The following is a 13,558-nucleotide window of genomic DNA, read 5'->3' as shown; positions in this document are numbered from 1 at the left end:
TTAGGAGAAACCGTATTGTTTAAATTGCATAATGGTGCAAAACAAGAGGTTTTTTATTTGGACTACATATTGACTTTGTAATAATTTTCAACTATCTTCGTTTAACGTCGGATATAAAACATTAAAACGATTTCATATCCTTAATAGTTACCTGCAATAAGAACAAACCGACAATATGAAAACAAATCATCAAATAATAGTTCAGACATTAGTTGAACAAAAAAATGCTGAATTATACCCAGAAATAAAAGTAGACGACTTTTTTCATATATATTCAACAGAGCAAATACTTAAGGACTATGATTTGAACTACGAGGAAATAGAAAAAGGAACTACAGAAGGTGGTGGAGATGGAGGTATCGATGGTATTTATACTTTTGTAAACGGAGAACTCATTCAATCAGTTGATGATTTAATAGATACTAAAAAAAATGCTCTTTTGGAGCTAATAATAATTCAATCTAAATTCACAAATGGTTTCTCAGAAACTGCAATTGAAAAATGCAATTCATCAGCTAAAGACCTATTTGACTTATCAAAAGACATTGATACATTAAGAACTGTTTACAATGGTCAATTAATAAAAAATGTAAAAATATTCAGGGAACAATATAAAAAATTGATAAGTAAATTTCCTACTTTAAAAATTCAATATTTTTATTGTACCAAAGGAATTGAAGTTCATCCAAACACCGAAAGAAAAACTGAATTCCTCAAAGAAACTTTAGTTAATTTATTTTCAGATGCCGACTTAACTTTTGAATTTATAACTGCGCAACGTTTATTAGAAATATCAAGAAAAGAACAAACGAGAGTTAAACAACTAATTTTAAATGATAACCCTATCTCAACATCAGATGAAGGTTATATTGCAATTGCTTCAATTAAATCATATTATGATTTCATAACAAATGAAAATAGCAAGTTATTAAAATATTTTTTTGACGCAAATGTTAGAGATTATCAAGGAACTGTTGAAGTAAATAAAGGCATTAGGCAAACGTTAGAAAACCCAGCTGAAGAAGATTTTTGGTGGTTAAATAATGGTATAACAATAACGGTCAACAAAGCAACATATTCTGGAAAAACATTAACTATCGAAGACCCACAAATTGTAAATGGATTACAGACCTCTTTCGAAATTTATAATTACTTTACTATCAATTATGAAAGGGAGGAAAATAGAAATGTTTTAATACGCGTAATAACTACAAAATCTGAAAAAAGTAGACTTAAAGTTATTCGAGCGACAAATAGTCAAACTAAAGTTCCTTTAGCTTCATTGAGAGCTACTGAAGAAATTCACAGAGATTTAGAGGATTACTTATTAACAAAAGGTTTCTTCTATGATAGACGTAAAAATTATTATAAAAACAACGGAAAACCAATTAACAGCATAATTAGCATTTCATATTTAGGTCAAGCAATTATGGCAATGGTTTTACAAGAACCTGATTATGCTAGAGCACGTCCTTCTTCACTTTTAAAAAATGATAGTGATTACACAAGAGTATTTACAAATAAATACCCAATTGAAACCTATGCTAATTGCATAAGAATTCAAAAATTAGTTGAGTTAAAAATGAAAGAGTCTAGTTTGAATTTTTCAACTTCACAAATAGGAGATATTAAATATCATATTGCTATGTATTTAGTTTCACTTATTACAATTAAAGAAAAACCGACAGCAAAAGAAATTTCTGAAATTGAAGTGGAAAACATAACTGATAAAAAGTGCAATGAAGCAATTGAAGATGTTTTTGTCTTGTATGATTCACTTGGTGGAACAAATGCAATTGCAAAAGGAAAAGAATTAGTTAATGAACTAAAAGAATTAATAATTGAAAAAATTACTGCAGGTAACACCGTGTATAATTAATTGCTTGGTTTTCGACTACTTACGAAAATCCTCACGGATTTTCTATTCGGTTATTATTTAATAACTTACGTGCTCAACCACGCAACTAATCATACACAAACACGTTAAACGAACCTCTCCTAAAAACAATTCCTATTAATTAAAATCAGAAAAACCAAAGTAAATCAGATTTGTCATTGCGAGACAGGAAGCAGTCTCGTGATGTATGTTATTATTATTTAACTACTTACCACATTGTACTTCCTCACAATAACGTTGACTGGTAAGTGCGTTAACGATTGAAGCGGCATCCTTTTTAAAAATTAATTGATATAAACCTAATTTTAAAACGAGCATTAACCCGATGGTGACAGTTGTTCCACTTTTGCCATAGTGTTTTAAAAAGATACAGCAAAAAGCGTGTTAAAACGCCCAAAATCAAACAAATACACATATTTTAGTTAATGACAAATAAATGATTACCTTTGCCGCTTGAAATAATTCCTCAGAGCGAGGATGTGTTACTAGGAGTTTAAGGTTAAGTATGTCGATTCGCTTCTTATGTAACACCACATAACATAATCGAATACTTATACCAAAGAATGAACACATTCCAAAATTTAGGTCTTAATGAAGACCTGTTGCATGCCATTACCGATTTAGGTTTTGAAAAACCAAGTGAAGTACAGGAAAAAGCCATCCCCATTTTATTAAATGACGAAACTGATTTAGTGGCTTTAGCCCAAACAGGAACGGGAAAAACGGCTGCTTTTGGCTTCCCAATGTTGCAAAAAATAAATATTGATAGCCGTACCACGCAAGGGCTTATTTTATCACCAACTAGAGAGCTTTGTTTGCAAATTACCAACGAAATGAAATTGTATGGTAAATATTGTAAAGGCCTAAATGTGGTTGCCGTTTATGGTGGTTCAAGCATTACAGATCAAGCTCGTGAAATTAAGCGTGGTGCCCAAATTATTGTGGCAACACCAGGACGTATGAAAGATATGATTAGCCGCAAATTGGTTGATATTTCCAAAATTGAATATGCTGTATTAGATGAGGCTGATGAAATGCTTAATATGGGTTTTTATGAAGATATAACCGATATTTTATCACACTCTCCAGAAGATAAATGTACCTGGTTATTTTCAGCAACCATGCCAAAAGAAGTGGCTACCATTGCAAAAAAATTCATGGAAAATCCTCAGGAAATTACTGTGGGAAACAAAAATGAAAGTACAAGTAATGTATCTCATGAATATTATTTAGTAAACTCCAGAGATCGTTACCAAGCTTTAAAACGTTTGGCTGACGCAAATCCTGATATATTTTCGGTTGTATTTTGTAGAACCAAACGCGATACTCAAAAAGTAGCAGAAAACCTTATTGAAGATGGTTATAGCGCAGGAGCTTTACATGGTGATTTAAGTCAAAACCAACGTGATTTGGTAATGAATTCATTCAGAAAAAACCAAATACAAATGCTAGTAGCAACTGATGTGGCTGCCCGTGGTATTGATGTAGATGATATTACGCATGTTATAAATTACCAATTACCTGACGAAATTGAAACCTACACCCACCGTTCTGGTCGTACCGGACGTGCAGGAAAAACAGGAGTTTCAATGGTTATTGTGTCAAAAAGTGAAGTGCGTAAAATAAAAAGTATTGAGCGTATTATTAAACGTCAGTTTGATAAAAAAGACATTCCGGATGGTGCAGATATTTGCGAAGTGCAACTAATGTCACTTGCAAACAAAATTCATAATACTGAAATCAATCATGAAATTGACAAACATTTAAGCAGTATTAACGAGTTATTTGCTGATACAGATAAAGATGAATTGATTAAAAAATTCTTTTCTGTAGAATTTACGCGTTTCTTTAATTACTATCAAAAATCCAAAAACCTAAATATTGCTGAAGGCTCGTTTGATAGAGATGGTGGGCGTGATTTTAAAGGCAGTAAAAACTCTACGCGCTATTTTATTAACGTTGGAGGAAAAGATGGCTTTGACTGGATGAAACTAAAAGACTTTTTAAAAGAAGTATTAGATTTAGGAAGAGACGATATCTTTAAAGTTGAAGTAAAAGACAGTTTTTCTTTCTTTAATACCGAAAATGAATTAAAAGAAAAAGTGTTAGCCTTTTTTACAGACTTTAAACATGAAGGGCGATTTGTAAATGTTGAAGTATCTGAAAACCGTGGTGGCGGTGGAAGACGTAATGACAGACGTGGCGGTGGTAATAGACGTGATGGCGGAAAACGTAGTGGAGGCAGACGAGATGACAGAAAATCTAGTTCAGGAAACGGAAACAGAAGTGAAAGACGCAGAAGCGAAGGTACTTCAAAACCGCGTCGTTCTGATGATTTTAAACCAAAATCAGTCGCTTCAGACAGACCAAGACGTTCAAGGCGTTAATATATAATTGTTTTTAATAAAGCTGTCTAAACAAGCGTAATTAGAGGTAAAACTCAGTCTATCGAAATATTTTAATTTATTGATAATCAAAATTATTTTCGACATACTTAACTTGGTTACCAAATTACAATACGCTTTTTAGACAGCTTTGTTTTTCTTAAAAATCAATTTTATAAAGTACCAAGTTATCTTCTTTAAATTATTTATTCTTAAACTTATTTGTTAATTTTAAGTCAAAATAAAACTCATGCTTTAAGTTTACAATTAATGTTTAGTATTTTTACCATTAAATTACTGTTGATGAAAAATTATTTATTTCTTTTTTTATGCCTTATTGCAACTACTTTTGTATTTGCTCAAGATGTAGCTACAATAAAAGGAACGGTAATTAATGCTGCTGATGATACTCCATTAGAATCTGTAAATATTGTTAATCTTAACCAAGTTATTGGTACAGCTACCAATAAAGATGGTGAATTTGAAATTTACGCAAAACCTAATGACACCTTACATTTTTCATATTTAGGTTATAAATCTATTAAAGTAAGGGTTACTAATGATTGGATAAAATTTAGAAGTTCAAAAATAGCATTAACAGAATTGGCTTTAGCACTTGAAGAAGTGGTTGTTAACCAACTGAATCTTACTGGTTATTTGGAAGTAGACATTAAACAGGTTCCTGCTATCAACAATAACTATCGCTATAGTATTTCTGGACTTCAAGACACTGGTTATGAAGCAGATTCTCCGGGAAACTTCACTAAAATAGTTAGTTCTATATTTAATCCTGCAGATTTTTTACATCGCATGTTTGGCAAAAGACCAAACGAATTGCAAAAGCTAAAAAAGATGAAACAGGATGACGAAATAAGAAACCTACTTGCGTCTCGTTTTGACCGTGAAATGCTAACGGTTTTATTAAATGTAAATCGAGTAGATTTAGATGAAATTGTAAGCCAATGCAACTATTCCAAAGGTTTTATACAAACTGCTAACGATTTACAAATTCTTGATGCTATTAGCGAATGCTACGAAGAATACAAGCTACTTAGCCGTGGTAGGACTAATAGACTTTAAAACATACTTTTATTAAATTTTATAAGTTCTGTTAGCATAAAAACGCTCTACAATATCATCATAACTTTTAATAGTTTTTTTTATCCAATCCAAACGTTTTTCTTGTTGCTCTGCCTCTGTAAGCTGCCAATTAATTGATGTTTGTTTTAATTTGGTTGTTACATGCTGCAAAATAATAGCCGCAGACACCGATATGTTCAAACTCTCTGTAAAACCTACCATAGGTATTTTTAAAAAACAATCAGCAGTATTTAATACTTCATCCGATAAGCCTTCTGTTTCCCTTCCAAAGAAAAAACACGCTTTTTTTGTTACATCATAATCATATAATTCACAATCATTAATATGCGGGGTTGTTGCAACAATTTGATACTCGTTTTGCTTTAAATGACTGATACAATCTTTAACAGTATGGTAACGTTTTAAATCCACCCACTTTTGAGCTCCCATAGCAATTTCTCTATCAATATCTTTAGAATTTTGCTCTTCAATAATATGCACTTCTTGAATACCAAAAACATCGCAACTTCGCATTACTGCACTTGTATTGTGTAATTGATAAACATCTTCCGTTGCAACGGTAAAATGTTTGGTTCGCTGTGGTAATACAGCATCAAAACGAGCTTTTCGGTTTTCTGTTAGATAAGTTTCTAAATGTTCAAGAAGTTTAATATCAATCATATTTCAAAAATAAAGCTTTTAATTAAAAATGATAGAATTTCTTGATTCATGAAAATGAAAAAAAAGTATCTTTAGTTTATGAAACATATTGTCGTATTAACAGGCGCTGGCATAAGCGCAGAAAGTGGTATTAAAACCTTTAGAGATGCCAATGGATTATGGGAAGGTCATGATGTTATGGAAGTTGCCACACCCCAAGGTTTTTTAAACAACCCTGCATTGGTATTAGATTTTTATAACCAACGCCGAAAACAACTCTTTGAGGTGAAACCCAACTCAGCACATTATGATTTAGCAAGCCTTGAAACAGATTATAAAGTCAGCATAATTACCCAAAATGTAGATGATCTACATGAACGTGCTGGCAGTAGCCATGTTATTCATTTGCATGGCGAATTACTAAAAGCTAAAAGCACTTTTGATGACACAGACATAATAGAATGGAAAACAGACATCCTGTTAGGCAATATGTGTAAAAAAGGGTACCAACTTCGCCCACATATTGTTTGGTTTGGTGAGGATGTGCCTATGATAGAAAAAAGCGTTACAATTTGTGAAACTGCAGATATTTTAATTATTATTGGCACTTCAATGCAAGTGTATCCAGCAGCAAGTTTAATACATTATGTTCCACAAAATACGCCAACATATTTTATTGATCCCAAGCCAAATATAGATAGCAAACAGCATTTAACGGTTATTGCCGAAAAGGCTACTATTGGAATGAAAAAAGTGATTTCGCTTTTAAAATAGTACGTTTTCAGTTACGCATTTATTCTAAAAGCCACTTAATTAATTTCAGTTTTGTTTTGGAATAAGGTGCGTATTTAATGTTGGCTTCAAACCAAAAAGGTTTGTCTATAATGCTTTTATAATGTGAAAAAGTATCAAAACCTGCTTTTCCATGATAGCTTCCCATACCACTTAAACCAACACCTCCAAACGGAAGCTTGCTACTAGACAAGTGCATAACACTATCATTAACTGCTCCCCCTCCAAAAGAAAGTTCTTTTAGTACTTTATTAATTATTTTTCTATTTTTTGAATAGATATAGCAAGATAAAGGCTTTGGTTTTTCTTTTACTTGTTTTATTGTTTCATCAAGGTTTGTAAAAGAAATAACAGGAAGAATGGGACCAAAAATTTCGTCTTGCATAATGTCATCTTCAAATGAAATATTTTGCAACACCGTTGGATTTATGAGGCGCTTGTCTCTATCTAAACCACCACCACAATACAATTTATCTGGATTTATTAGCTTACTCAAGCGGTCAAAATTTTTCGTGTTTATAATTCTTAAATAATTCTCAGCTATATCTTTTTTGTTGGTGTAGTAAGTGTCAATATCATTTTTCAATGCTTCAAGAAATTCTTTCTCAATAGTGTGGTCAACCAAAATATAATCTGGAGCTACACAGGTTTGTCCCGCATTTAAAAACTTTGCCCAAACTATACGCTTTGAGGTCATTTTAATATCTGTATCAGCAAATACAAACGTTGGAGATTTCCCTCCTAATTCAAGCGTAACAGGTGTTAAATGTTTGGCTGCTGCTTTATAAATTATTTTTCCAACAGACGTACTACCTGTAAAAAACAACTTATCAAATCTGTGGTTTAATAGCGCTGTGGTTTTTTCTACACCCCCTTCCACAACATGAAAATAATGACTTGAAAAATTATTATTTATAATTTCAGCCATCACTTTAGATGTTTTTACAGAAAGTTCACTTGGTTTTAAAATAACGGTATTACCTGCTGCAAGTGCTGTAATAGCAGGAACCAATGACAATTGGAAAGGATAATTCCATGCGCCAATAACTAAAGAAACCCCCAAAGGTTCTGGAATAATATAACTTTTAGCAGGAAAGTTAACCAAGCTGGTACATACTTTTTTTTGCTTACTCCAACGCTTTATATTTTTAATAAAATGGTTAATTTCTTGATAGATCAATGACAATTCACCTACATAAGTTTCAAATTCAGATTTACCAAAATCTTCATAAATAGCATCGTAAAGCAAAGTCTCATTTTCTTTTAGAAGTGTTTTTATTTTTTTTAATTGTTCTATTCTAAAACTGACATCTTTAGTTTTATTTGAATTGAAAAATAATCTTTGCTGATTAAGTAAGGCTTCTACTTCCATATTTAGTTTTTTTTGGTGCTTAGAAGTGGTTTGTTTAATACAAAAATAAAGTTCCGTTGCAATGGTCTTTATCGTTTGTTAAACGAAGTTAGCCATTTTTCTAACAAAGTCAAGCTAAAAAAAATCACTAATTCAAATCAATTTTCTGTACTATCTACATACGTTCAAAATATTTAACACAACCGCTTATGCCATCTACAACATCTGGTGGATTGCGTTGAATATATTCGTAAAAATCATTAGTTATAAAATTTTATTCGATTGGTTCAATTTTTAAATTTTAAAAGAAGTTATTTTATTATTTCAGTAATACCATTCTTTTTTCTTACAAATTTCAATGTTATTAGCAATAATATGACAATATTAAATCAGTACTTAAATACAAGACAAGACACAGAACAACTCTGTGAAAATTTAACTTTAGAAGATTACATCCCACAATCTGCTGAATTTGCAAGTCCTCCCAAGTGGCATATTGCACATACTACTTGGTTTTTTGAGGAAATGATTCTAAAAAAATTTATTGCTGATTATAAAGTTTTTAACAATCAATTCTCGTTTGTTTTTAATAGCTATTACAACAGTTTAGGTGAGCGGATTGAAAGGCAGCATAGAGGCTTAATAACTCGCCCCTCAGTTCAAGAAATTTTTAAATACAGAGCCTATGTAGATGGATATATAACAAACCTTCTTAAGTTTAATAATTCTGAGGAATTAGAAGCCTTAGTTATTTTAGGAATCAATCACGAACAACAACACCAAGAGTTATTGATTACCGATTTAAAATATACGTTTTCATTAAACCCCATATATCCCAAATTTTCTGAACATAATTATATTAATGACAAAAATTCAGATTCGGGTTGGGTATCTATAGATGAAGGCATTTACACCATCGGACATCAAAAGGAAGGTTTTTGTTTTGATAATGAATTGCAATTACATCGTATTTTTCTTGAGCCATATCACATTTCAAAAAAATTAGTTACCTATGGCGAATTTATTGAATTTGTAACGGATGGCGGCTACAAAAATCCTAAATATTGGTTGGATGCTGGTTGGTCATGGGTTCAAGCAAATAATATAACACAGCCGCTTTACTGGAAACATACGCAGGGTAAATGGCAACATTATACCTTATCAGGTTTAGAAAGCATACATACAGATGGTATTTTATCGCATATTTCTTTTTATGAAGCCCATGCTTACGCTACTTGGAAAGGCTGCAGATTACCAACAGAATTTGAATGGGAAATTGCATCCACATATTTTAATTGGGGACAACGCTGGGAATGGACCTATTCTGCTTACCTCCCTTATCCAAAATTCAAAATTTCTGAAGGAGCTGTTGGTGAGTATAACGGCAAGTTTATGATGAATCAAATGGTTTTAAGAGGGGCATCTAAAGCCACTTCAAAAAACCACAGCAGACATACGTATCGTAATTTTTTTCCAGCCGAAACACAATGGCAATTCACAGGAATAAGACTTACTAAATAAAATAAAAAAACTTAAAACCTATCATATGGAGACCATTTTAAAAACTCAAACCGAGGTCATTAATGCTACTTTTAAAAACGACGTAGATTTAGGTTTATCAGCACCTACAAAGTACTTGCCTTCAAAATATTTCTATGACAAAAAAGGAGATGCCTTGTTTGTTGAAATCATGAACATGCCTGAATATTACTTAACAGATGCAGAACATGATATTTTTAAAAATCAAACCTTGAATTTAATATCAGCTTTAAAAATAAATAAAACCATAAATTTTGATTTGATAGAATTAGGTGCTGGTGATGGTATTAAAACCAAAGAACTTTTAAAAACATTAAAACAATTGGGTTTTAAATTCACTTTTATACCTGTTGATATCTCGCAAAATGCTTTAAACAATTTAGAAAAAACCATTAAAAAAGAACTTCCATATATTTCCATGAATACAAAACAGGGCGATTATTTTAATGTTTTAGAAGACATAAAATGGTTTCAAAAACCAAAAGTCATTCTGTTTTTAGGTTCCAACATTGGTAACTTAAAGGATGGGAAAGCCAAAGAATTTATACATAAATTAAGCTTAGCTTTAAATGTAAATGACAAAGTAATTCTGGGTGCTGATCTTATAAAACCAAAAAGCATCGTGCTTCCAGCTTATAATGATTCTAAAGGCATTACCAAAAGATTTAATATAAATTTATTAGAACGTATCAATAGAGAATTAAATGCCAATTTTGATTTAAATAATTTTAAGCACCAACCTGAATACAACGAAAAAGAAGGTATAGCTAAAAGCTTTCTAGTGAGCACAAAAAAACAAAACGTAGAAATTGGCGCATTAAATAAAACTTTTACATTTTATAAAAACGAACGCATTCATACTGAAAACTCTAGGAAATATAATGACACTATTATAGAGGATATTACAAAAGTATCTAAACTTAAAATAATTGATAAACTAACAGACTCTAAAAACTATTTTGCAGATTACATTTTAGAAAAAACAGCTGAATGAGAACAACTAAAAAACATATTGGAATTTTGAAATTAGGACGCATGAACACGTTGGTTTGTTGAGAGACATTAAACAATAAATATCCTCAAAAAAAAAGGAATTATCATACTTTTCCATGCAACGTTTACAATGTATATTTTGATAATATGAACCTTTTTACCAAATAAATTTGAGCTGCTTACCCCCCAATAAAAGTTAATAAACCTAACACTATAGACACATACCCCATGGACTCTTTAAAAAAAACTCTATAATTATAACGTATCAAAAAACGACGCAGATGGTTTAAAAAATTTAATTAAAACCTATTTAAAACAATCAACAATACTAATTGCATGTACCGAATTATCCATACTGACTCAACAAAGACCAATACAAAATCTTGATATTGATTTAGTTTTATTTCAATAGAAAAAGGTTTAAATCAATTGGGTTGTCTAATCAATAATTAAAAAACTAAAATTATGAATACACCAGATTTTTCAAAACTAAAAGCCGTTTATGTTAATTGTACGTTAAAGCAATCACCTCAAAAAAGTAATACCCACGGACTCATGAGTATTTCTAAAAAAATTATGAAGCAAGAAGGTGTTAGCGTTGATGAAATTCGTTTCGCAGATCATGATATTGCTGTTGGTATTTATCCAGACATGACAGAATATGGTGCTAAAACTGATGAATGGCCAACACTTTTTAAACGTATTTTTGATGCTGACATTTTAATTTTAGGAACCCCTATTTGGTTAGGAGAAAAATCATCAATTGCACAGAAATTCATTGAACGCATGTACGCAATGAGTGGAAAAACAAATGATAAAGGACAGTATTTATTTTATGATAAAGTAGCAGGTTGTATTATTACAGGCAATGAAGATGGTGTAAAACATTGTGCCATGGGCATACTTTATGCTATGCAGCATGTTGGGTACTCCATTCCTCCGCAAGCAGATTGTGGTTGGATTGGTGAAATTGGTCCAGGTCCTAGCTATTTAGATAAAGAAAGTGATGCTGAGAACAATGAATTTACAAACAGAAATACCACCTTTATGACTTATAATTTATTACATCTTGCAAACATGATAAAACAGCACGGTGGGTATTCAGCTTATGGTAATTCCAGAAATCAATGGGACAATGGCAAGCGTTGGAATTTTGAAAACCCAGAATACAGGTAATAGCTACAGGCTATTTCTTCAAATCAATCTGTTTCAAATTTTCTATTCTGTTTCTAACTAAAAAGTCGTCAATAGTTTCAAAATGTTCAATAACACGTTGGTCTTTAAATTCGAATACTTTTTGCGATAAACCTTGAAGAAAATCACGGTCATGCGAAACCAAAATAAGGGTCCCATCAAAATTCTTTAAAGCTTCCTTTAAAACATCTTTTGATTTTAAATCTAAATGGTTGGTAGGCTCATCCAGGATTAACAAATTAACGGGTTCCAATAAGAGTTTTACCATGGCTAAACGTGTTTTTTCTCCACCGGAAAGCACACTTACTTTTTTATCAATATCGTCGCCTCGAAACATAAAACCTCCTAAGATGCTTTTTATTTGCGTACGTACATCCCCTTCAGCAACCTCATCAACCGTTTGAAAAATAGTTAAATTCTCATCTAATAACGCTGCTTGATTTTGTGCAAAATAACCTACTTTTACATTATGTCCTAAAGCACATTTACCTTCAAAATTTATTTCACCTAAAATAGATTTTATCATAGTAGATTTTCCTTCACCATTTCTCCCAACAAACGATACTTTTTCGCCTCTTGAAATAGTCATATTAGCATCTTTAAACACCACATGATTGTCATACGATTTTGATAAATCTTTCACTATAACTGGGTAATCGCCCGAACGTGGTGCTGGAGGAAATCGTAATTTTAAGGCAGACGTGTCCACCTCATCTACTTCAATAATCTCTAACTTTTCCAACATACGTTCTCGAGACGTTACTTGATTCGTTTTGGAATAAGTACCTTTAAAACGCTCAATAAACGCCATATTATCGGCTATAAATTTTTGTTGTTCTTGATACGCTTTTATTTGATGTAAACGCCTGTCTTCCCGCAATTGTAAATAATGGGTATAATTAGCTCTATAATCGTAAATACGCCCCATAGTAACTTCAATTGTTCTGTTGGTAATATTATCAATAAAGGCTTTATCATGAGATATAACCATCACTGCTTTGGCTTTATTCAATAAAAAATCTTCCAACCATATAACAGATTCAATATCAATATGATTGGTAGGCTCATCCAACAAAATTAAATCTGGTTTTTGTAACAGTATTTTAGCAAGTTCAATTCGCATCCTATACCCTCCACTAAATTCACTAGTCAAACGGTTAAAATCACTTCGTTTAAACCCCAAACCACTCAGTGCTTTTTCTACTTCGGCATCATAATTCACGTCTTCAAGAGCATAATATTTTTCACCTAAATCAGAAACCTGTTCTATTATTTTCATATAATCATCAGACTCGTAGTCCGTTCTTATTTCAAGCTCCTTATTAAGGCGTTCTATTTCATCTCGCATTGTAAAAACATGGTGAAATGCTTTGGAGGCTTCTTCAAAAACAGTACAATCATCCTCTGTTAATAAATGTTGTGGCAAATATGCAATTACCACTTCTTTTGGAAAACGCACCTGACCACGGGTTGCTTTTTGTTCACCTGCAATAATCTTCATCATGGTAGATTTGCCAGCTCCGTTTTTCCCCATTAGGGCTATTTTATCATTTTCATTTATGGCAAAAGACACATCGCTAAATAGGGCACTTCCACCAAACTCTACCGCCAAATTATCAACTGAAATCATAGTCTGTTTTTTTTAAGAACGCAAATCTATAAAAAAGC

General features: G+C 31.8%; 10 protein-coding genes. 7 read left to right on the top strand and 3 right to left on the bottom strand.

The genetic code is table 11. From position 1 onward, the window contains the following. Window positions 1–175: 175 nt before the first annotated feature. The 3 genes from APS56_RS15425 (at window position 176) to APS56_RS15415 (ending at window position 5,361) form a co-directional block, all read left to right on the top strand. Window positions 176–1,879, top strand: coding sequence for an AIPR family protein (locus APS56_RS15425; protein WP_054730419.1), 1,704 nt, complete (start codon window positions 176–178; stop codon window positions 1,877–1,879). 581 nt (window positions 1,880–2,460) lie between these two features. Beyond that, complete coding sequence (locus APS56_RS15420; protein WP_054730416.1) at window positions 2,461–4,284, top strand: DEAD/DEAH box helicase; 1,824 nt, start codon at window positions 2,461–2,463, stop codon at window positions 4,282–4,284. 300 nt (window positions 4,285–4,584) lie between these two features. Beyond that, window positions 4,585–5,361 carry a carboxypeptidase-like regulatory domain-containing protein gene (locus APS56_RS15415; RefSeq protein WP_054731436.1) on the top strand — a complete coding sequence of 259 codons (777 nt, stop codon included), beginning with the start codon at window positions 4,585–4,587 and terminating at the stop codon, window positions 5,359–5,361. A gap of 12 nt (window positions 5,362–5,373) precedes the next feature. Here APS56_RS15415 and APS56_RS15410 read toward each other — a convergent pair whose 3' ends face one another. Beyond that, a complete protein-coding gene (locus APS56_RS15410) occupies window positions 5,374–6,042 on the bottom strand; it encodes a TrmH family RNA methyltransferase (RefSeq protein ID WP_054730412.1) in 669 nt (222 codons plus the stop codon). A gap of 78 nt (window positions 6,043–6,120) precedes the next feature. On the opposite strand from APS56_RS15410, the gene APS56_RS15405 reads away from it, so the two are divergent. Beyond that, window positions 6,121–6,795 (top strand): SIR2 family NAD-dependent protein deacylase, encoded by a 675-nt coding sequence (locus APS56_RS15405; RefSeq protein ID WP_054730410.1) that lies wholly within the window; start codon window positions 6,121–6,123, stop codon window positions 6,793–6,795. A 19-nt stretch (window positions 6,796–6,814) separates the two neighbouring features. Here the strand turns inward: APS56_RS15405 and APS56_RS15400 are convergent, their stop codons facing one another. Next, window positions 6,815–8,185 (bottom strand): aldehyde dehydrogenase, encoded by a 1,371-nt coding sequence (locus APS56_RS15400; protein WP_054730407.1) that lies wholly within the window; start codon window positions 8,183–8,185, stop codon window positions 6,815–6,817. Between the two features lie 354 nt (window positions 8,186–8,539). On the opposite strand from APS56_RS15400, the gene egtB reads away from it, so the two are divergent. The 3 genes from egtB (at window position 8,540) to APS56_RS15385 (ending at window position 11,872) form a co-directional block, all read left to right on the top strand. Next, window positions 8,540–9,685, top strand: a complete 1,146-nt coding sequence (gene egtB / locus APS56_RS15395) for an ergothioneine biosynthesis protein EgtB (RefSeq protein ID WP_054730404.1) — start codon at window positions 8,540–8,542, stop codon at window positions 9,683–9,685. A 25-nt stretch (window positions 9,686–9,710) separates the two neighbouring features. Next, window positions 9,711–10,697: an L-histidine N(alpha)-methyltransferase gene (locus tag APS56_RS15390; RefSeq protein ID WP_236778435.1), complete on the top strand. Its 987-nt coding sequence runs from the start codon at window positions 9,711–9,713 to the stop codon at window positions 10,695–10,697. A gap of 464 nt (window positions 10,698–11,161) precedes the next feature. Continuing rightward, window positions 11,162–11,872, top strand: a complete 711-nt coding sequence (locus tag APS56_RS15385) for a flavodoxin family protein (RefSeq protein WP_054730401.1) — start codon at window positions 11,162–11,164, stop codon at window positions 11,870–11,872. A gap of 10 nt (window positions 11,873–11,882) precedes the next feature. On the opposite strand, the gene APS56_RS15380 is transcribed toward APS56_RS15385, so the two are convergent. Further along, a complete protein-coding gene (locus APS56_RS15380; protein ID WP_054730399.1) occupies window positions 11,883–13,520 on the bottom strand; it encodes an ABC-F family ATP-binding cassette domain-containing protein in 1,638 nt (545 codons plus the stop codon). Window positions 13,521–13,558: the final 38 nt, after the last annotated feature.

The sequence above is a fragment of the Pseudalgibacter alginicilyticus genome (assembly GCF_001310225.1).
GTDB classification, from domain to species: domain Bacteria; phylum Bacteroidota; class Bacteroidia; order Flavobacteriales; family Flavobacteriaceae; genus Pseudalgibacter; species Pseudalgibacter alginicilyticus.
This window is presented reverse-complemented; position numbering and strand designations above follow the sequence as displayed.

What these genes read in the sequence shown, in the direction of transcription:
- APS56_RS15410 (WP_054730412.1), bottom strand. Translation starts at nt 6,042, where the DNA reads ATGATTGATATTAAACTTCTTGAACATTTAGAAACTTATCTAACAGAA.
- APS56_RS15425 (WP_054730419.1), top strand. Translation starts at nt 176, where the DNA reads ATGAAAACAAATCATCAAATAATAGTTCAGACATTAGTTGAACAAAAA.
- egtB (WP_054730404.1), top strand. Translation starts at nt 8,540, where the DNA reads ATGACAATATTAAATCAGTACTTAAATACAAGACAAGACACAGAACAA.
- APS56_RS15390 (WP_236778435.1), top strand. Translation starts at nt 9,711, where the DNA reads ATGGAGACCATTTTAAAAACTCAAACCGAGGTCATTAATGCTACTTTT.
- APS56_RS15415 (WP_054731436.1), top strand. Translation starts at nt 4,585, where the DNA reads ATGAAAAATTATTTATTTCTTTTTTTATGCCTTATTGCAACTACTTTT.
- APS56_RS15420 (WP_054730416.1), top strand. Translation starts at nt 2,461, where the DNA reads ATGAACACATTCCAAAATTTAGGTCTTAATGAAGACCTGTTGCATGCC.
- APS56_RS15405 (WP_054730410.1), top strand. Translation starts at nt 6,121, where the DNA reads ATGAAACATATTGTCGTATTAACAGGCGCTGGCATAAGCGCAGAAAGT.
- APS56_RS15400 (WP_054730407.1), bottom strand. Translation starts at nt 8,185, where the DNA reads ATGGAAGTAGAAGCCTTACTTAATCAGCAAAGATTATTTTTCAATTCA.
- APS56_RS15385 (WP_054730401.1), top strand. Translation starts at nt 11,162, where the DNA reads ATGAATACACCAGATTTTTCAAAACTAAAAGCCGTTTATGTTAATTGT.
- APS56_RS15380 (WP_054730399.1), bottom strand. Translation starts at nt 13,520, where the DNA reads ATGATTTCAGTTGATAATTTGGCGGTAGAGTTTGGTGGAAGTGCCCTA.